The 21,113-nt window shown below is 45.9% G+C and carries 16 protein-coding genes; 2 read left to right on the forward strand and 14 right to left on the reverse strand.

What is annotated here, in order from left to right:
* Nucleotides 1–13: 13 nt before the first annotated feature.
* On the forward strand, nt 14–589 hold the full coding sequence (locus BC643_RS16780; protein ID WP_170154592.1) for a helix-turn-helix domain-containing protein: 576 nt from the start codon (nt 14–16) through the stop codon (nt 587–589).
* Nucleotides 590–601: 12 nt separating this feature from the next.
* The gene (locus tag BC643_RS16785; protein WP_120274426.1) at nt 602–1,321 is read left to right on the forward strand and encodes an HAD hydrolase-like protein; all 720 of its coding nucleotides are present in this window, start codon (nt 602–604) and stop codon (nt 1,319–1,321) included.
* A gap of 94 nt (nt 1,322–1,415) precedes the next feature.
* Here the strand turns inward: BC643_RS16785 and BC643_RS16790 are convergent, their stop codons facing one another.
* The 14 genes from BC643_RS16790 to BC643_RS16860 all read right to left on the reverse strand — a co-directional run bounded on the left by BC643_RS16790 (nt 1,416) and on the right by BC643_RS16860 (nt 20,951).
* The gene (locus BC643_RS16790) at nt 1,416–3,077 is read right to left on the reverse strand and encodes an alkaline phosphatase family protein (RefSeq protein WP_120274427.1); all 1,662 of its coding nucleotides are present in this window, start codon (nt 3,075–3,077) and stop codon (nt 1,416–1,418) included.
* Nucleotides 3,078–3,137: 60 nt separating this feature from the next.
* Entirely contained in the window at nt 3,138–4,664 is a 1,527-nt protein-coding gene (locus BC643_RS16795) for an Ig-like domain-containing protein (RefSeq protein WP_170154593.1), read from the reverse strand.
* Nucleotides 4,665–4,703: 39 nt separating this feature from the next.
* Nucleotides 4,704–5,180: a hypothetical protein gene (locus BC643_RS16800; RefSeq protein WP_147377253.1), complete on the reverse strand. Its 477-nt coding sequence runs from the start codon at nt 5,178–5,180 to the stop codon at nt 4,704–4,706.
* A gap of 11 nt (nt 5,181–5,191) precedes the next feature.
* Nucleotides 5,192–6,820 carry a LamG-like jellyroll fold domain-containing protein gene (locus BC643_RS16805; RefSeq protein WP_120274430.1) on the reverse strand — a complete coding sequence of 543 codons (1,629 nt, stop codon included), beginning with the start codon at nt 6,818–6,820 and terminating at the stop codon, nt 5,192–5,194.
* A 2-nt stretch (nt 6,821–6,822) separates the two neighbouring features.
* Complete coding sequence (locus BC643_RS16810) at nt 6,823–7,677, reverse strand: DUF5007 domain-containing protein (RefSeq protein WP_170154594.1); 855 nt, start codon at nt 7,675–7,677, stop codon at nt 6,823–6,825.
* 10 nt (nt 7,678–7,687) lie between these two features.
* Nucleotides 7,688–8,311: a fasciclin domain-containing protein gene (locus BC643_RS16815; protein ID WP_120274432.1), complete on the reverse strand. Its 624-nt coding sequence runs from the start codon at nt 8,309–8,311 to the stop codon at nt 7,688–7,690.
* A 64-nt stretch (nt 8,312–8,375) separates the two neighbouring features.
* Entirely contained in the window at nt 8,376–9,902 is a 1,527-nt protein-coding gene (locus BC643_RS16820) for a RagB/SusD family nutrient uptake outer membrane protein (RefSeq protein ID WP_170154595.1), read from the reverse strand.
* A 33-nt stretch (nt 9,903–9,935) separates the two neighbouring features.
* Complete coding sequence (locus BC643_RS16825) at nt 9,936–13,004, reverse strand: SusC/RagA family TonB-linked outer membrane protein (RefSeq protein ID WP_120274434.1); 3,069 nt, start codon at nt 13,002–13,004, stop codon at nt 9,936–9,938.
* A 62-nt stretch (nt 13,005–13,066) separates the two neighbouring features.
* The gene (locus BC643_RS16830; RefSeq protein WP_120274435.1) at nt 13,067–14,368 is read right to left on the reverse strand and encodes a RagB/SusD family nutrient uptake outer membrane protein; all 1,302 of its coding nucleotides are present in this window, start codon (nt 14,366–14,368) and stop codon (nt 13,067–13,069) included.
* A gap of 11 nt (nt 14,369–14,379) precedes the next feature.
* On the reverse strand, nt 14,380–16,749 hold the full coding sequence (locus tag BC643_RS16835) for a TonB-dependent receptor plug domain-containing protein (RefSeq protein WP_170154596.1): 2,370 nt from the start codon (nt 16,747–16,749) through the stop codon (nt 14,380–14,382).
* Nucleotides 16,750–16,808: 59 nt separating this feature from the next.
* Nucleotides 16,809–17,324 carry a hypothetical protein gene (locus BC643_RS16840; protein ID WP_120274437.1) on the reverse strand — a complete coding sequence of 172 codons (516 nt, stop codon included), beginning with the start codon at nt 17,322–17,324 and terminating at the stop codon, nt 16,809–16,811.
* Between the two features lie 822 nt (nt 17,325–18,146).
* Nucleotides 18,147–18,692, reverse strand: a complete 546-nt coding sequence (gene hisB, locus BC643_RS16850; RefSeq protein WP_120274439.1) for a histidinol-phosphatase — start codon at nt 18,690–18,692, stop codon at nt 18,147–18,149.
* Nucleotides 18,693–18,786: 94 nt separating this feature from the next.
* Nucleotides 18,787–19,578: an ethanolamine ammonia-lyase subunit EutC gene (gene eutC, locus BC643_RS16855; RefSeq protein ID WP_120274440.1), complete on the reverse strand. Its 792-nt coding sequence runs from the start codon at nt 19,576–19,578 to the stop codon at nt 18,787–18,789.
* Between the two features lie 2 nt (nt 19,579–19,580).
* Complete coding sequence (locus tag BC643_RS16860) at nt 19,581–20,951, reverse strand: ethanolamine ammonia-lyase subunit EutB (RefSeq protein WP_120274441.1); 1,371 nt, start codon at nt 20,949–20,951, stop codon at nt 19,581–19,583.
* Between the last annotated feature and the right edge of the window lie 162 nt (nt 20,952–21,113).

The raw sequence follows: 21,113 nt of genomic DNA on the forward strand, positions 1-21,113 counted from the left end.
ATTTGTAAACATCATGAATAACGAAGATGTGCACTACGTCGGAAAACGGATCAAGGAGATCAGGCTTCAAAAAGAAATGAAACTGGTTGATCTTGCCATAAAATCCGGCATAAGTAAAGGTTTATTATCTCGCATTGAAAACGGGCGAACGATTCCTTCGCTTCCGGTTTTGTTCAACATTATAACAACGCTAAACGAGAACCCCAGCAGCTTTTTCGAAACGATGGGCCAGGGTTCAAATTCGCCGTTTTACATGTTATTAAAAAAAGAGGAATATTCAGCGATTGAGAAGGAAGATTCGGTCGGATTTAATTATTTCTCAATTTTCAGCCGGTCTTTCAGCGATTTCACATTCAACGCGGTTTTGCTACTGCTTGAACCGGACGCCAAACGGGAAATGGTAACAACCGACGGAATGGAATTCATTTACCTGGCCAGCGGAAATATCGAATACAAACTGGGTGACGAAACGATTTCGATGGAAGAAGGAGATTCGCTGTTTTTTGACGGACGCGTCCCTCACCTGAAAATCAACAATTCGGAACAAACAGCCAGAATACTTGTGATATACCTATTATTCAATAAATAGAAAAAATTGGAAATGAAAAATTTTGAAATGGTCGTTTTTGACATGGCCGGGACTACCGTGGTCGACAAAAACGAGGTAGAGTCCTGTTTTCTCGAAGCCGTCAACCAAACCGGATTACAGGCAACAAACGATGAGATCAATTCGATGATGGGATGGTCAAAATTGACCGTGTTTCAAACGCTATGGAACAGACAATTAACAGGTGCTTCAGAAAAAGAAATTGCCAGGCGGGTGGACGACTCCTACGCTATTTTTCGGGAAACACTGGAAGCGCACTACCTGAAATCCGAAATTCTTCCAACACCGGGGAGTCTGGAAATTTTTGATTACCTGAGAAAAAAAGACGTCAAAATAGCACTGACCACAGGGTTCTACCGCAAAGTGACCGACATTATACTAAGCAAATTGGGGTGGAACGAGGGGCTGGATAAAAATTACACCGGCACTGGACTGATCAATGCCTCAATCAGCAGCGACCAGGTAAAGGCAGGACGCCCGTCGCCGTTTATGATTTTCAGAGCCATGGAACTTTGCGACGTGAACGATGTTCGTCAGATCATCAAGATTGGCGACACACCATCGGATCTGGGAGAAGGCAAGAATGCCGGCTGCCAATTATCACTTGGAGTTACCAACGGCACACACACCCGCGAACAATTAAGCCAATACGAAAACGACGGGCTTTTCGATAGCATCGCTCACTTCCACGATTTTCTAATAAAACAAGATTAAGCGAAATACAAAAAGGGGCCTGAAATTCAGGCCCCTTTTACATCTCACAACTTTACTTACTTCTCGAAATAACCTTACTAAAAGTTCTTTCTTCCTATTTTACACTCAAAAACTCAGGCGATAAAATTTGTTTGGGTATTCCCGGACCACGGAAACCTGTCGCCAAAAAACCACCTCCTCCGCCGTTAAAATATTCAACCCGAATTTTGTGCTTACCCACTTCGAGCTGAACACTTCCCGACTCTTCTTTTGTACCGTGATCGCCATCGTTGTTCACCAATTCTTTTCCATCCAGAAACAGCTTACTACCATCATCGGAAGCAGTGAAGAATTCGTATTTCCCTGGTTTTTCAATCGTAATATAGCCCTCAAATTCCACAGCCACATTCTCCCCCAGCTTATCCGCAATTTGATCTGTACTAATCTCATAAGCCTTTCCCGATGCTACTTTTTTCAGAAACGAAAAGGCAGGAATTTTACCGAGATTTTCACCTTGATAGATTTTATAGTTCACACCGGTATTTTCGTCAACCTTCTCAACAACCCGGTAAAAGGCTTCCGAGTAGGTTGAATGACGACCATCGTTACCGAAATAGGCAGCGCGAACAGTACCTGAGTTAGCCAATTCGAACGGTTCTGAGTAAACCGTCGAATTTTTTGTGGGAATTGATCCATCAGTTGTATAGCGAATCTTACCGTCTTTGCCTTCCGTCAGGATCGTCACCAACGCCTTTTCGCCAACATAAAATCCTCCCGACTTTCCATCGGCATCCTGAGGCAAAATCACCGGTGTGTTTCTGTAGGCCGATAAAAAATCCCCAACCAACGTGGCAGGATCCGGCTCGGGCGCATCTTTGAACGCACAAACTACCGGGCGACCAATCCATGCTTGCGGGCGTGGCACATCAAACACATAAGCAACTGTTGCGGCCAAATCCATCAGGTTAACCTCAACAGGCAGTTCATAACCGCTTTTTGTATGATTGCCGAACAAAAAGAAGGGAACTTCATTTCCTTGAACCGTCATATCGCCATGTCCGTGGCCAACACCGCCATGGTCGGCCGTGATGATAAAAAGGGTTTCGTCATAAGTTCCAGCCTCTTTTGTTGCATTTACAACAACCGCTGCCAGCGAGTCGGCCAATTCAACCGCTTTCAAATACGCCGGAGTCATATGACCATCGGCATGCCCGGCATGGTCTACATGATCGAAATGAATAAACAGAAAATCCGGTTTATCCTCTTTAATCACCTTCGACGCAGTTTCTGCCGTTTTCAGCGCTCCTTCGGGATGAATATCCACATCCACAAACGAATTATCGTACAGGCGCCCAAAATCACCCCAATCATAAACTGACGCAGTTTTCAGGCTGGGTTTGTTCTTCTTCAAAACATAGAAAATATCCGGGTAACGTCCGTTTTCTGTTGTCAATACCGGAGGCAACTGGTAGTCGTCGACCTGCCAGGCATTCGAAGTTACGCCCGTTTGCGCGGCATCCGAGCCGGTTAACATGGCTGCCCAATTCGGACTACTCACAGTCGGCAAAATATTCCGGCAGTGGAAGCTGTAAGCGCCATTGGCATTATACTCGTCAAAATTCGGCGTACTGGCTTTCATTACTCCACCAACCGACATGCCGTCGAAGCCAATCACAACCACTCTTTTTATACCTTTCGGTTTGTACTCACAATTACACGAAACAACCAGTGAGCCCATAACCCCAACCAGGGCTAAAAAATAAATAAAACGTTTCATCAAAATCTGGTTTTAAATTCGGTGGTCGGCTATCAAGCAATTGATAGCCGACCATCTTTTTTAGTTATTGAACAAATCTGAAATTTCCGTAGCGCTCAGGGCTTTGTTGTAGAACCTCAGCTCGTCAACCATACCTTCAAGGTTTTTGCGGGTATCGCTTCCTGAGTTGTAGTGTCCGGTACCGTCTTCCCAAATCGTGAACGGATAATCATTTGTGTTATCCCAGATTGGGCCTGTTAACGTATTCAGGTCGAAGCTGGCCGTATTCTCCGGCTGCGTGTATTCAACTGCATCGATATAAACATGCAACAGTTTGTTGGTTTGATCGAACACCACCGAAACCATGTGCCACTCGTTATCCGAAAGCGCAGGAGCCTGAGGCGTTGTTTTTCCGGCCTTCCAGTCCATCCGGTTTCCGTCAGCTTTTGGATCACCCGCAATGTTTACTTGCCAACCGGTTCCGCTGCCACCGGGCACATAAGAGTCGGCGCCATTGGTACACAGCAAAACTCCAGGGTTGCCGCCGCTATCCCAGTCTTTATTGGAGAAGATGGCCGGGTCGGACCCAATTCCTTCCAATTTGAGCCAGATATTGAAGCTGAAATCCTGAGACAAGGCAGGTCTCAACAAATCATGTTTCGGCAGCACAGCGTAGGAGCCGGCGTTAAACATAGCCACCTGACCACGCGTTGCATCAGTTACAAATGTTACTTCAGCTGTGGCATCCTCGCCCAAAACGGCGTCGAAGTGGTTACCGCTGGCATCAGCCAAGTCTGCGTCCATTGGCAGGTAAACAACCAGGTCGCTACCGCTGCCTGAAGTCGTTGTGAAATTCCAGGATGTATCGTTTGTAAATCCTTTAAACGGCTTACTGTCGGCATCCACAAATGAACCGGCATCGATTGTTACATAATAGGCTGTTGCAAACTCAAAAGGCTCACTCAAGCTAATCGTTACAGTTTCATTGTCAACAACTATCGACGAACTAGCTACCGAAAATTCTTCAACAACAGTACCACCGGCGCTGTAAATCGTGATATTTCCCTCGCCCTTTGCTACTTTTGCACTAAAGGTAACTGCCAGTTCGAACAACGACGCATCTTCACTGTCGTCCTCCGGAGACAAAGAAGCAACGGTTGGACCGCTCTCGCCGGCAGTCACAAAAGTCCAGCTTTGACCAGCACCCAAACCTAAAAATTCGTTGCCAACCAAGTCGGTAACAAAGCCGCGCTCAAGTGTTACCACATAGGTTTCATTCGCTGATAAATCTTCCGGATCAATCGTTAAAACCCGACCGTCATCACCAATTTGAACGGCGCTGGAAGTCACAGCGATCGTCTGCGTATCAACCTCACAGGCAATCACAATATCACCTTCTCCTTTCTGGATGTACTCGTCAAAAGTGAGCACCAAGTTGCTTTTCACGGCAACATCTTCGACGCCGGAAACCGGGTTGAAACTTACAACCGTTGGATTCGAGGCGTCGACGGTATGATCGTAATCCTCCTGACACGACACCAGGCTGTAGGAAGTTAAGCCAACAAGGGCAACTCCCCCAAGCCAATATTTCAAGTTCGATTTTTTCATAATCATCTTATTTATCGGGCATATTTGGTTAAATTGTTTTTATAAGCGGGTAAGCGTTACACGAAAGTCTCCCTGTCCGGTTTCACCGGTTTCGGTGTTCTCCCACCCCATGTAAAATGAAATTGTCATTGTAGTTCCGGTTACAACAACCGCGATTTCGTCAACCGGCGAAACGTCCGTTAAGCTGACTGTTGCACTGCTTTCGGTACCTGAAACTGACCAGGTACTTGCAGACGAACTGAAAACAATCGGACAATCCTTTGCTACGAACCGGGCCGGATAACCGTCGTTGTCAGTGGTAAAAACCAAGCGCATATCGCCGAAAATTTCGGTTGGAAGATCATCCGGAGTTTCAATACCCGAGGGGTCACCCCAAGTCCCGTCAATGCGACCTGCCACAAGCTGAACATCATCCAGTTCAGTCGTTGAAATCGGATTTTCCTTACAAGAACTCAATACCATCAGCGTTGCGAAAAGTATTGGAATGATAATTCTAAACTTCAATATTGTTCTCATCGGTCCTCTTTTTAGTTTACTTTAAACAGACGGTATGGCACATTCGATTTCAGCGCATTTCCTTCCAATCCCCAGCTGCTGTCGATGCTTAAACCGAGCAAGCTGAGCACGTTTACCGAAACATCAGTCAACTTCACTGGGTAGTATGGGTGACGCTCGGTAGCAGAGCCAACCAATTCGCCGTCATGTCCGTTTCCGCTGTAATCTGTTATTGTCGTCCCGCGCACTTCATCCAGCTTCAGGTAAAGATCCAACGACGCAAGATTCGGATGATCCGAACTCTCAATGTTTCGCAGATACATGTATTCCTGAATCGTTTCCTGCGAGAGAACATCCGTCCAAATACGAACTTCGTTGAACGATCCCGACCAGTTTGGACTGCCACCACCGTAGGTTTCTGTACCATCCTGCGCTAGACAGATGTAATTATAGGGTGAAGTCATATCATCGGTGGCCTTGTAGGTCAATTTGGAGCTTGTCATTAACTCGCCGTCCTGGTAAACATTACACTCATTTGTTTTATCAAAACTGACAGCCAAATGGTGCCATGTTTCATCTTCAATCGACTTTCCGGAGCCGATATCGTAGCGTTCGCGTTTGGTGTTGGCAATGTTGATTTTCCAGGAAGTACCACTGCGGCAAATTGTGAAGCCCGGATTACCACCCGAGTCCCAATCCTTATCACCAATAATGGAAGGGTCGCTCGAGTTATCGGTGTTGGCCTTAATCCACAATTCAATAGTGAATTTATCCATTCCCTGCAGCGCGGTGCCGTCAATCGGAACCCGAACGTAAGTATAGCTCGTCCCTTTGTTGAGTTTCAAAATATTATCGGCGTTCGCAATGGCATCCATGCTAGCGGCGTCCAATTTTTTATTATCCAAATCACTCCCCGACAAAATAATCGGGACGTTCATTTCTTCCAGACTATTATTGGTTGCAACGCCGGATTCAGTTCCTCCGTGAGTCGACACCAGGAAAATTGCCCAGCTCTCATCGGCATAGCTGTCGCGACTCTCAATTGCGGCCTGCAATTGCTGTATATAGTCGTCGATTTGCTGCACTGCCAGCACATACTGGGCTTTTCGCAATTGATAACCTACTTCCGCACCAGCATCCTGAGGGCCGCTAAACTGAACGAATTCAACATCCAAATCCGATTGCCCAAGCAACTCCAATGATTTCTGCAGCACCTCATCGTCCGACGCGTAATTAAACTTATAATCGGCGTCGGCATTCAACTCTGTATTGATATCAGCATCACGAACAACCGAAGCAATCACAGTTGCTGAACTCAGCGATTTGATACGACTAACAACCGATGGGTAAGTATCGAACTGGTTTCCGGTGAAGGAATCAGCACTGGTTACTCCATGTTTATCGGACTGTACACCGGTAAGCATTGTTGCCCATCCACTGGTTGAATAGGCAGGAAGGCCACCATAACCCGCCATGTTATAACTGGCGTTGTCAATCAGTTTATCAATTCCCGGCGTCGAAGCATAGTCGATGGCCGTGTTAATAATCCCGTCAACGCCAACAACCAATATCTTCGTGTCGGCAGCGGTAACAACCGAAGCCTGATGCGTTAAAATTGCAAACGACATCAGTGCATATAAGTATTTCAATAAATTCTTCATGTTCACTTGTATAAGCGGATTACATAACTACCCGGACGGCCCAGGACAAACGTGAAGCTCTCGCTCTCGTAATCGTAACTCTCCGTACCATCGGTTGTATTTTCAACCGCCCAGGTACAGTAGGTTTCCGACTCTTCCACCGGGAAATCAACACTCCAGATCTCCCCTTCTTCTGTATCATTCACAAAAGTTCCGGCAAAGCCCGATGCCCGGTTCTTCGTGAAGTCAATCCGTTCGCCCGGAAGAGCAACACCATCCAGGTAGCCCACAAACAACACCTCGTTGGGGGAATCGGCCACGCGCTCTATTTCCGGTTCCTGCGCCATGCCCGACGACCAGGATACCAGTTCATATTCGGTAAATTCAATGATGATCGCATCTTCCAGAATCTTACTTCCCGAAGTATTCGAAACCTGAATATCGAAATGGTATTCACCGGCCGGAATATCATTTCCTTGCTGAATCTCGATCTTTCCGGTGTTTTCATTGACCGACACAGCAGGCAGCTCGACCGTATCTGTTTTCAGCGCCAATTCTTCCGCCGATTCATTTCCATCGATCGGTTCGGTGTAACGAACAACGGGAACTGACTGAGTTAGCGATGAAACATCCTGACCGCTGGTCTCGCTGATATTCACTATTTCGAAGGTCAGCGGCAAGGTTGAAGTTGATACCTCAAAATCGCCAATCGTTTGCTCCATGCCGGAAATCGCATATTGTTTCCGGTTTTTGTAATTGATATCCGGCGCAAGGCTACCCGGTTCCGGAATACTGGTGCAGCTAAACAACGAGATTCCCGTAGCAAGCAGTGCCAGAACGAAGCCCGTGTTTTTGATTTGAATATTAAGTAATTTCATTTCTTTCATTTTAGTTGAATCCAAAAATGTGTGTATCTGAATCCAGAACATGGACAACACCATTGGTAGACTTCAAGTCTGAAGAAACCACCGTAACTGACTGGTATTGAGAATCGCCGCTGACATCGAGCGAAAACACAATATGCTGTGCCCCTTGATTCACATTGCCCAGATAATCATCCTGCTGCAAGTTGAAGCGAGCACTGTTTCCGGTCAGCGTCGTAGCATAACTGTATTGGGTCGTTAAATCTTCGCGCAGGATTTCCTGGCTGGGAAGAATGTAGTTCTGCAGGATGACCGAAATTTTAGCCATTTCATCTGCATCAATGTCATTCAACGTCGCGGGCCATTCATCTAAATCGGCAAAAATCAGCTCGAAATAGTTGTGAATAGAATAATCGCGCGGAGCCAGGAATGTATTTCCCGATGCGTTAACCTCGTCTTCCAAACCACAAATCTCGATCAGAGAAACAAGCGTGTCGAATTGTGCTGCGTTTTCTTGCAAATACTCCATGGTAGAAACGCCCAACTCGCCTACGTTGTCATCCAGTACTCCCCCATCGGCATAATAGTCATCGCTACAGCCAAACGCGAAGAGCAGAATTACAAATGAGACACCTATGATTGATTTCATATTTAATCTTTTTCGTTTTTCAACTGTTCATTGTTGTTCCAATTCAACTCAAATACCCCGAAGGCTATTGGTTAAACTGCCAGTAATAAGTTTGAGTCATGTTCGGGTTATTTTCAAAGGCTTCATCAGCAACCGGATAAAATCCAGCACCTTGCGCCTCGTCTGTTGCAGAGATATTTTCGTTAAACTCATGCAAGCGCCCCAAACGAACCAAGTCGTAAACACGATGATACTCCCCAATCAACTCCCGGCGGCGTTCTTCCAAAACCTGCTCAATCAACATCGACTGATCCTCCTTGGTATATTCAGGAACACCGGCACGAGCCCTGATTTTATTCAGATTGACCAAACATTCGCTGAGGTTATTCAAACGAGCATCAGCTTCCGCTTTCAGCAACAATAAGCCTCCATAGCGAAAAACAGGGATTGGGGCATCCATTTGATTATAACTCATATCCTTTGTCTTTCGGAATTTGGCAAACATTATTTCGCGCTCCCCATTTTGAAGCGGATCTGAAAAGATCGGCCGTAATTCACTACTGCTCACCGAAAAATCGATACTTTGAAAGAATGCGGCAACCCGTTTATCAGAACCATCGGTTTCGTAATCTGGATAGATCTCCAAAATTTTCGATTTCGGTACTGCCAGCGATAAATTAGAACGGGATGTGTAGGGATTAGTCAAATAGTAAGTCATAATGTGACCATAGTAACCGGAGTATTCTCCCAGATCAGCGTCGTAAAAAATTTCAAACACTACCTCTTCTGATTCCCCCTCGTCAAACAAATCGCGGAAATCGTCTACCGACGCCAATTTAAAAACGTTGGAATCAATAATTTTTTGAAGTGCATCCGATGCTTTTTGGTATTCTCCCAGCCACATGTAAGCATGGGCTTCCAGCGCCAGAGCAGCGCCGCGCGTTCCGCGCGACATCGACTCTTTAATCGTTCCATCGTTCGACCAAGGCAAGTCGGCTGCGGCAGTTTCTGCTTCCTGAACAACCAGCGTCATCACCGAGTCAATCGATTCGCGACCAAGCGGTTCAACATTACGAGGTGTTAAGTTAATTGGAATATCTCCCCAAATTCGAGCAGCATAGAAGTGAGCCATCGCACGCAGAAAACGGGCATCAGCCAGTAGTTCTGCTTTACGCTCATCCGTCAGGTCCTCCGTGATGTTCGGAACCTCTTCCAACACCAGGTTACACTGCTCGATAACGCGATAGAAAAGACGCCAGTTTGTCATCGGCTCCAATTGAGAGCGCTCTATCAGGTGGTTTTCCATACAAGCCTCCCAGTCTCCGTCGTTATTCGGCGTAATCCAATCGCCCGAACGAGCGTCACCCCAAAAGTAGTGGTCACCCCAGGCACCGTTACGCGTTGTAGAGGGTGTGTCCTCTTTCGTCAAACCGGCAAGCGCCCGGCGAAAAATCGCATATCCGGCGGCAACAGCCCCTTCCGCGTCACTTCCGTTTTGCCAGGCCTGATCCTCCGTTACTGTGTTAATAGGCTGTTCATCCAACCAATCCTGACAACTTTGAGTCAGAATTGCCAGTGTTAGCAGTCCCATCAATATCAATTTGTTTTTCATGTTGTGTTTCATTTTCATCATGCTTAAGATCAATTACAGTCCTAAAGAAACTCCGAAGAGCAGCATCCGTCGCATGGGATAACCATCCGAATCGTCGAAGCCGTCAACAGTGATCAACTCCGCATCGGGACCGCTGTACTTTTGGAAAGTGACAACATTATCGAGCGTGCAATACACCCGAGCCGACTGAAACGGCAGGTGTTTCAACAGACCTTTATTGAAGTTATAGGACAGCGTAGCTGTTTTGATTTTAAAATAGGAGCCGTCTTCAATATACTCTGAGTCTTGCGTAATAATCTGATTCACATCACTCCACGGATTCAAAGTCGGATACTTCGCATTGTCACCACTTTTTTCCCAAATGGAGTAATTATCGAAATTTGGCAATGAAGTCGACCCGGCAAAATCTTTATCAAGACTCAAACGATCCAACAATTCTGTATTGACAATATCGCGGCCAATCACAAAGGTTGATACCACACTCAGGCTGAATCCTTTGTACGAAAAGTCGTTTGTCCAACCACCCGTCCATTTCGGGTTTGGATCGCCGGCATAAATCCGGTCGTCAACATCAATCTGGTAGTCGTTGTTCTGATCCTTAAATTTCCGGTCGCCCACAGCCAAAACTTTATCCTGCAAACCAACCAGACTAGCCCCCGTTTTGGGATCAACCGGGATTTCATTCTCGGTCTGGTAGATTCCTTCTGATTCATAAAAGAAGAAACCGTTCAGTGGATTTCCCACGCGAATAATCGATCCGAAATCAGTTCCCGACGTACTAGTTTTAATGATGTCGGCGTTTCCGTCGGGCAAAGCAACCACGCGGTTTTTGTTATAGGCAAAGTTCAAGCCCATCGACCAATGGAGGTTACCACTCAGCTTCAAGTTGGTATTTAAGGTAAACTCCAAACCTCGGTTCAACACATCGGCAGCGTTGCGATACACCTCGTTGTAACCCGATGTTGTTGGCAAAGAAGTCGTCAACAGAAGACCCTTGGTTAGCTTCTCGTAGGCATCAAATATGAATTCAACTTTGCTATCGAAAAGTGACAAATCCAAACCAACGTTTGTCATTTCACTCTTTACCCAGGTAAGGTCTTCGTTTTTGAAACCATCATACCAGGTTGGCGTGTAGCCGCCAACTCCACCGTAGGAAACCTCCAATAAAGAATTATAAATATCGAGCGAACCTCCGTCCATTACTCCCAAAGCGAGGTAGTCGTTATTCCAGGTTGTTCCGGAGATTCCGTAACTAACACGCAATTTACCGCTGGTTAACCAGTCGAGACCTGAAAAGAGTTTCTCACTCGAAAAGTTCCAACCGCCCGAAACCGAAGGGAAAATCCCCCAGCGATTGGCCTTTCCGAATTTCGACGATCCATCAGCACGGATGGATGCACCAACCATGTATTTTTGTTTGAAAGAATAGTTTACGCGACTGAAGTACGACAAGATGGTGCTGGCAGTATAATCACTGGTACCGATATTGTTATCCGTCGGCCAATCAACTGTTTCAGAAAGTGACGGAGCATCCGAAACACTGCTGACGCTAGTCACCGAACTTTCCGTTTTTTCGGCACTCTGTCCCAACAACACCTGCAGATTATGATTTTCACCCAACATCGGTGTGTAAGTCAATGTATTTTGAAGCAGGACGTTTTTCGATTCACCCACATCACTGCTATTTGAAGCATAAAGCGTACGGCGAGATTCACTGTAATAGTCGCGCATGGCACGAGTATATTCCAAACTCACACTAACATTATAAGCCATACTCTTCAGAAAATTAAGTGTTGCATCCGAACTGAAGCGAATCCGGTCATTCAGGTTCGAATCGCTACCAACACCGTAGACATCTGTTCCCTCTACAATCGGATCATCCGGCAATGGCAGCAAGGATGAATAACTGGTCGATAGAGCATCGGGGTTTTTACTTTGATCGGTGCGCGACACAGCTAAAGTATTGTTTACGACCAGTGCTTTGTTCAAGGCATTAAAGCTGGTGTTGGTCATCAGGTTATAGCGTTTGAAACCGGTGTTAAACAAAATCCCTTTGCTATCCATATAACCCATACTCACACTATACTGACCAAAATCGCCTGCACCACGCACCGAACCGTTGTAGTCCTGTGTGATTGACGTATTGTACAAATAACCTTGCCAGTCGGACGAATTGTTATAAAAAGGGTTTGTTACATCGGTGTACATACTTGGCATGTAGATGCCATACGGAGCATAAAGCTCGTACAAACGGGCCACCTGCTCGCGTTCCTTCACCCCACCGGCAACATCCTGCAACTGCGGAACAAAGTTGATCCCGTAGCGCATGTTGAAGTTAATCTGCGGCCGGCCCCTTTTTCCTTTCTTCGTGGTCACCAGGATTACCCCGTTTGCTGCACGTGAACCGTAAATTGCAGCGGCCGAAGCATCTTTCAACACAACGATATCTTCAATATCATTCGGATCGAGGTCGGCGAGCACGTTAGTACTTGTGATTGCGAAATCGTCGCTGGTGCGCGAAATAATCGGAACACCATCGACCACATACAAGGGATCAGACACAGCAGAACCATCGTCGCGACTTACAGCTGCCAAACCACGAATGATTACCGTGGGGGTAGCACCAGGCTCTCCGGAGTTGATTTGGATGTTAACCCCGGCGATTTTACCCTGCAACATCGACTCAAAAGATTCCGAGGCCTGAGTCTCCGTCATCTCATCCATCTTCACGCTCGAAACCGAGCCGGTAACTTCGCGCTTAATCTGGGTTCCGTAACCAACCACAACAACATCGTCAATCTTCTGATTATCTTCCGACAATTTAATGATGAGTGGCTGTTCATTTTTATATGTCACCTCCAGCGGTTGATAGCCGATGAACGAGCAAATCAACACGTCGCCGGGGGCAAGTTTTAGTTTAAAAGCCCCGAACGCATCGGTGACTGTGCCCTGCGTTGTTCCCTTCCTCACCACCGTCGCTCCAATCAGCGGCTCTCCGCTGCCGTCGGTAACCTTACCGCTCACAAGCTCTTGCGCTCCCGCAACAAACGGAAGCACAAACAGGGCAAGAAGAAAACAAGCTCGTATTATTACTGTCTTCATTTGTTTTAATTTTTCTGTATCGTTTTGTCATCTGTTTACTCCACGGAAATAATTCCCGGAGCTTAGTTTGACCAATATATATTTTGATTCAGAGAGTTACCGCTCATCGTTTCTTGCGAAAGAGGCCAGTAAGCAGCGCCGTTTGCGACATCCTGTGTCGTGAAAACAGTCACCACATCGGCCACTTTTCCGAAGCGGATTAAATCGAAGAATCGCTGTCCGGTTCCCATCAGCAGGCGCTGACGTTCCAAAAGCAAAGCATCCGCGAAACTGTCCTCATCCAAACCTGAATAATCCTCGGTAGCTCCGTCAGCAGCAGCTTGCAGGAAACTTATTGCCTCTACCAAATCATTATTCTTCCAGGCAGCCTCAGCCAACATCAATTGAATATTTGCCGTGCTAAACAGTGGCAAAACAGATTCGTCACTAACTTTTAGGGTTGCCAGTTCATCATCTTCCGAAATGGAAAACATGTTATCCCGACGACTGTCTCCTTCGGGGTAAATTTGGTTAAGTTCCGTGAGCGATATCCAGACCATGCTGCCATCCAGCGGATCTTCGTCAACATCTGTCCGACGATCGTTTCCGGTCGACAAACCGAAGGTTGAAAGACTATCGCTCAATTCCTCTGCTGTAGTAGCTATCAAAGCAGTGTAGGCTTCATCTGAATTTCCAAGCCACAGATCCTCCTGCGCCAACAACGTGATTGCCGAAGTTTTACTAAATCGAACTGCAGTCAAAGCCGTACTTTCAATGCCATCGCTATTCAACAACTTCCATGGAAGCAAATCCTGCGCGGCGCTGGCAAATCCGACTGCTAACTCAACTGCTTCGGTCTCACTCAACGCCGATCCGAAACTGGCCGATTCTGCAGAAAGAATATTGCCCCAGATACGCGCCAAATAGAAATAGCTCATCGACTTCACAGCCAAAGCTTCGCCTTTAAACAGTTTGTATTGGTAGGTTGAAAGGATATCACTATCAGCATTTTCAACGACTTCAAGCATTTCGTTGGCATCGTTGATCGCATCGTAGAAGTAACCCCAATCGGTTACCTGTTGCAAATCGTAGTTGTCAGCCTTCAGGTCCTGCGAAACAACATCGTCGTAGAAATCAACATCAACCGTTAATTCCCCGGTCCTCGCCTCTCCATACATCAGCCATGCATGGTTGGTTACAAGAGCGCGGCGCAAATCCACATATGCACCAATAATCCCTTGTTCAATTTCCTCCGCAGAAGTGTAGTATTCACCGGGTACAGTTTTGTCATCCGGATCATCGAATGTGAGGTAATTATCGCACGATGCCAATACCAGCACTAAAAATGCGAGGCTCACTATTTTTGAAAAGTTTGTTTTTTTCATCTCGCTTGTTTTTAAAACTGAACTTTTAAGCCTAGCACAACCGACAACGGAAGCGGTGTACCTGTGTAGGCCAGGTTATACCGACGAATGCCAGTGATATTTTCATCCGGATTAGAGCCGCTGTATTTGGTTAGCGTGACCAAATTGTCACCCCGCACAAACACCTTCATCGACGAGATCACCATGCTGTTTTCGAACAACGAGCTAAAATCGTAAGCGACCGTCGCACTGCTCAAACGCAGGTAGCTTGCATCTTCAATCGACTTGATGCCTTGATAGGTCACGTTGCCGTCGTCATCCGTTTCAGTAAAATAGTAGGGTGTTTCAGCTTCTTTAACCGGAAAATCATCTCCAATCAAATCTTCGCTGTAGCGGCTGTCGAACGACTCGGCCACGACATCAGCTCCCAGTGAATAGGTAAACAGCACGCTGGCCGAAAGCTGTTTGTAGCGAAACGTATTCGCGAATCCTCCCCAAACATCGGGAGCACTGTCGCCAATTTTAACAGGTTGTCCGTTTTCAAGGGCAATAAAGGAGGTCAACGCATCGTCATTCTCCAGCTGACTGTATTGACTCAAACTGGTTCTTTCAATATCATCCGGCAAACCGATGACTTTATTCTTCGACGACGTCAGGTTCAGGTTCAGATCCCATCCAAACGAATCGGAATTAACCAGTTTCGCCTGCAAGTCGAATTCGATGCCGGAAAGGCCAAGCTCTGCGCCTGTCTCATATTGATAGTCTACCCCGCTGATGTTTGGCAAGTAGCGCAGGTAGGTAAAATCCTGGTAGTTTTTGCTGAAATATTTAACCGAAACCGAAAGCGCACGAGCTACTTCGTAGGTTAAACCAGCATCAAACTGGGTAATATCAACGCTTTTGGCATCCTTAAACGGTCGATACAATGTTCCCACACCCAATTCGGTGCCACCATAATAATCGCCGTAAGCGGCCAATTCGCCCTGGTAGACTTCTTCAGAAGCTAACGCTCCGGTCTTTCCAACTGCCAAATTCACTTTCAGCGGCAGTCCGAGTGAATGATTCAACTGGTAGTCGATCCCCAAAGCCGGGTACAGTGCCCATTTCGAATCATACAAAGAACTTCCGTCGGCACGTAAAACCAAACGCGCGTTCAGGTCTTCAAAAGCCTTCAGATTCCAGGTACCGTAGTACGAAACCAAACGGTTCTGCACATGTTCCGAGAAAGCATCGGTTTGGGAAGCATTGTAACCGGTTACGACCTTCACGAAATCGGAACCGCCGTCTTCCATGCTTCGCTGTCCGTCAACCGAGGTCAGACGATTATCCACCGTACGAATTTCGTTACCAATCGTCATGTCTAGTTCGCTGCTATTTCCAAGATCTATTTGGTAATTTAAGCTGGTGTTAATCGTCATCAGCTGTCGTTTGTAAGCGGCGCTGTAAGCAAAAATGCTTCCATCCAGTATGTTCGACGGAATATATAAATCGCGGCGAGCGCTTTCATACGACACACCAACCAGCGATTTCAGGCTTAAAGCTGAGCTAAACCGGTAGTTTAAATCGAGCGATGACAACAGCGCCACATTCCGCTTTTTATCCATAAAAAAACGTTCGCTATCGATAACCGGTAAATCCAGCTCGCGGTTATACTCTCCGGCATACCGGCCGTCGCGCCCCGCCAAAGTCAAGTTATTATAAAACTTGGTCGTGAATTTGTCGGTGATATTGTATTTGGCATTCAAAAACAAGGATTGCCGCTCGGATTTGGTATCGTCAATTATACCTTCATCGTGATGGCTATTTACACCAAACAAATACGACCCGTAGCTACCGCCACCGTCAATTAAAAGGTTTTGCTCGTGAAGTAACGATTGCTTGTACACTTCGCGGCGAGCCATCGTGTTGAAACCATAAAAAGCATCCTTTTTATAGTCGAAGTCACCCGTGAAATTGACGCCGGCAAAGCCGGAAGCCAACACATGTAACGGTCCGGTTTTTCCGGCTTTCATTACAATATTGATAGCACCGTTAGGCGCTTGAACGCCGAGAGCAGCCAATCGGTCAATGTCCTTGATGATTTCAATCCGTTCAACCTGCTCCGGCGAAAAGTACGACAGGGGGTTAATCGCGGTGATCTCTGAGGGGCTCGAAATAATCGGAACACCATCAATCATAACAAGGGGCATGGTCGACTCGTCGGTTGGGTCGATGCTTAAACCGCGCAGGTTCATAATCGATTGCATGCCTGGTGTACCGGTCCAGCTTTTGATGTTTAAGCCGGACACCTTACCTTGCAATACATTCTCGAGCCCGCTCCGGTTAGTCCAGCTTGTGCTGTCCATAACAACTGCCTGTTGAGCCTTTGAGCTAATGGTGCCAGCCAGCTGAAAGACAGTCATAACAAGAAGTGTTTTCAGATAGGATTTGGAATAAAATTTCATATCGTTCGTGTCAATGTTTATTCAAACGAAATATTCCGGTACAGAGCGAGGTACTGCTCCAGTCCGTCTATATCAGACAATTGCGCTTCAAACTCTTTGGTGTCGACAAAAAAGATAGAATACGACTTTCGCAAACAATCTTTCATTACTTCGGCAGCCTCTTCGCGGGTGTAGGTTCCTTCTTTCACGGCCTTTTTCAGCAGTTTATTAATTTGAAGAACCGAATTGTAAATGACAGGCTTTTGAACCTCCTGAAAGGAACCACCGCCGACCTTGTCATTTTTATCGGCGACGTAGGTTTGGCGAAAAATGTAGTATAAAACAGAAACGTCTTCTCCCAGGAAATGGGGCGATACGAGCGCCTTATCAATCGAAGAGGTATCGGGATCCTGATAGTGCGAAAAATGAAACTCGGGCAAAGTCGTTCCTTCACGCACTTTCTTCGTTTGTCCTTCTTCTGCAAATGCGCCTCCCAAAAAAGGAAACATAAGCATGACTAGAACGGTCATCTTTTTTAACATCAGAGATTTCATGAATGGTTATTTAGTAATTGTACATGTCAAATATTCCGGCAAAAAGTAATAAGCTGGGTCACCCCAAAGCCTAGGTTTCTGGTTGCGTTTTGGTCAGAGTTTCCAAGTTTATGCGACCTGGTAGAAGTTTACTATTAGTAAACATTTTTTACTAATTTCTCTCTCAAAGGAATTATTATCGAATTACAAGCGAATTGAACATTCATTAATTAACCATTAAACAAACGATTATAGCGATTATATCCGATAGGTTTATTTCGGGAAGCATAAATAAATGTTTACTTATTGTAAACACATTCATCTGATTTTCTTTCTTAAAATAGGAAGTCAAAAAGAGCTATTGAGCTTATGTTGTAATCAGAATTTAAAATGATCGGAACACATTAAAGAGATCAGAATTGTCTTTTTATAATATTCACCATAACATTGCTTATTAACAGACAAGATCTGCATCTAAACAAAATATTCTTTCAAGTATACTCGTGCATTTCGGAGGTCGAATCTGATTCACGAATCAGGAGAGAATTAAAACGTGCTTCGGCCGTTTCCTTAGTGAGGCAGCCGCTATTTTGCCGAAACAGCAAGAGAGTATAAATAATTTCGGGCACGCCCGATAAGGAAAGTGCATATGGTACAGATTGACTGTCAGACAGCCTGTAAAAGCGAGCTGGAGTCAATATTCAATCATGAAAACAAAAACCAGAGTACAATAATCAGTGGAAATAAAAAAAGCCAGCAACCTTCGAAAAGTTATTTGCTGGCTTTTGGGAAATATGGCAGTTTTTTAATCAGCTTGCCAATAAAAACAAGTCTAATTGACGATCAGGATCGCGAGACCACCTTATAAATCTCGTCCCAATCATTCGTAATTGAAACACAAAACGCGTCGAGGTCATTCTCATTAATTTCACCTTTCAATGAACCATCGTTAATCAGGATCCCTTTGGTTCCCAAATTTCGAGCAAGCATCATGTCAGTAACCCGATCACCAATCACATAGCTATTTGCCAGGTCGTAACCACCATTCATATATTTTGTAAGCATGCCGGTTCCGGGCTTGCGTGTAGTTGAGTTGTCTTCCGGATAATGCCGGTCGATGAAGATTTCATCAAAATCAACCCCTTCATTTGAGAAAGCACGAAGCATCCAATGATGCACCGGCCAAAATTTCTCTTCCGGGAACACGGGAGTTCCCAAGCCATCCTGATTAGTGACAATCACCAACTCGTAGTCTAAATTCTGCTTGATCTTGTGCATATTCCGAAAAACCTTCGGCAGAAACTCCAGTTTTTCGAACGAGTCAACTAATTCATCATGTGTTTCGTGAATCAACGTTCCATCTCTATCAATAAACAATACTTTTTTCATTTCAATAATTTCTTAAAAACGACATTTCAACAAAACATTACATGCCTCCGCAAGTTCTTCCACCTGCAGCGACGAATGCGATTCTGAAAGAAGACTATTTCAACGCCTCTCCCTCCGGATTACCGGTGCGTAAATCAAGCGACATCTTCAGTGCAACACCGCTGATTCTTTTCTCAAATGATTGTTCGATTAAATAATTCAAAATGGTAGCTGCGCCTTTCGCGCTCAAACCACTTGCATGAATATTCGATATGCAGTTTCGTCTTTCATCTGTCAATCCCAGGCGAGGGTTGTAAGTTGTGTAGATGCCCATACTATCGGGAACCGATAAACCAGGGCGCTCACCAACAAGAACAACTGAAAAATGCGCTTGAAGTAATTCACCAATCTCGTCACCAATGGCAACCCGTCCCTGCTCAACAACGGCAACTGCTATATCGAACCTGGATTTGAGCACAGGAATAATCTGCGTTATAAGCTCAATTGAACTCTTGTTGACCGCATCCGCCGAAAGACCATCCGTTACTACAAAAACGATATCACAAGTCTGCTTAATCGATTGCAGCAAATCAATATCCGACTCGCGCAGTCTTCTTCCGAGATCCGGGCGAACCAGGTACTCATCCCTGCTCCTGATTTTGCTCGACAATTTAAATACCGGAACATCCAGCGATGCAATCGCCTCGCAAAGCTGGTCGGTTTGGAGTTCCGAATAGATGGCATCTTTGGCTTCGGCGCAGGCCAACCGAAAGGCCAGCACTTCGCGCAAAGGCAAACTTCCGCCAACGTGCCCCAAGGCAATCCGAGCCTTACTGTGAACCTTCAATTCGCTCCATGAATCTTCCAGCACAACCGATCGTTTTCCGTTTAGAGGCAATTTCTCCATAACTAAAGATTCTCCAACAATTTATTTGTGCCGTTCATAATTTGCCTGTTACCTCTGCCGTCAAAAATTCCCATCGTCTGCAACCACTGTTCAAACTCAGGAGATGGCTTTCGATCCAGAACACTGCGCAGATACATGGCATCATGAAAAGAAGCAGATTGGTAATTCAGCATAATATCGTCCGAACCGGGAACACCAATAATGAAATTGACGCCGGCAACACCAAGCAGAGTCATCAGGTTATCCATATCGTCCTGGTCGGCATTGGTATGATTGGTATAACACACGTCAACACCCATTGGCAAGCCCATCAACTTACCGCAAAAATGGTCCTCCAAAGCCGCCCGAATAATTTGCTTACCATCGTACAAATACTCCGGACCAATAAAACCAACAACCGTATTCACCAGGAAAGGATTGAATTTGCGGGCCACTGCATAGGCACGGGTTTCGCAGGTTTGCTGATCGACTCCCCAGTGGGCATTCGCGGAAAGAGCCGATCCCTGGCCAGTTTCAAAGTACATGACCTGGTTGCCCACCGTGCCGCGATTTAAACTGGTTGCCGCATCTTCGGCTTCCTGCAAGATCGATAAATTAACACCAAAGGAAGAGTTGGTCAATTCGGAGCCGCCAATCGACTGAAAAACCAAATCGACGGGCGCTTTATGGATGATGTCTAAAGTTGTGGTGACATGACTGAGCACACACGATTGGGTTGGGATTTCGTATTGAAGCCGAATATCATCGACCATCCTGAGCAGATCTGCCACAATTTGAGGGCTATCTGTTGCCGGGTTAATTCCGATAACGGCATCACCGCAACCGTACATTAAACCATCGACAATGCTGGCTGCAATTCCGGTTTTGTTATCAACCGGGTTGTTCGGTTGCAAGCGAACAGAAAGCGTTCCTTTTAGGCCGACCGTCGTTCGAAACCGGCTGATCACTTCACATTTGTGTGCCACCTTGATGAGGTCCTGGTTTCGCATTATTTTGGAAACCGCGGCTACCATTTCCGGGGTTAACCCGGGACCTAAGCGGGTCAGGGTAGCTGTTGTCGCATAATCGGATAAAAGCCAATCCCGAAATTCGCCCACGGTAAGATCCGATATCGGCTCAAACGCTTCTTTATCGTGGTCGTCGATGATCAACCTTGTGATTTCATCTTTTTCGTAGGGAATCAAATCTTCATTCAGAAAATTTGCCAGGGGCACTTCGCTGAGCGCATACTGTGCGGCAACACGTTCTTCGTTGGTGCTTGCAGCGATTTTAGCCAAAGCATCCCCGCTGCGAAACAAGGTCGCTTTCGCCATCAGCACTCTCAAATTATCAAACAAATATCTCGTGTTCTTCAACGAAAAACTGTATTCCATACCCTAATTTACTGAATATCGATTATCCTCAAAAAATTCGTCAATTTTTCCGCCGTCGTTCAATCAAGAATTAATATTTCAGCATAAAAACACTGTAAAATAATAGCTTACCACCACTCGACAATGAAAAAGCGGAGTCACTAACCCATGACTCCGACACGA

The organism is Mangrovibacterium diazotrophicum, assembly GCF_003610535.1.
GTDB classification, from domain to species: Bacteria; Bacteroidota; Bacteroidia; order Bacteroidales; family Prolixibacteraceae; genus Mangrovibacterium; species Mangrovibacterium diazotrophicum.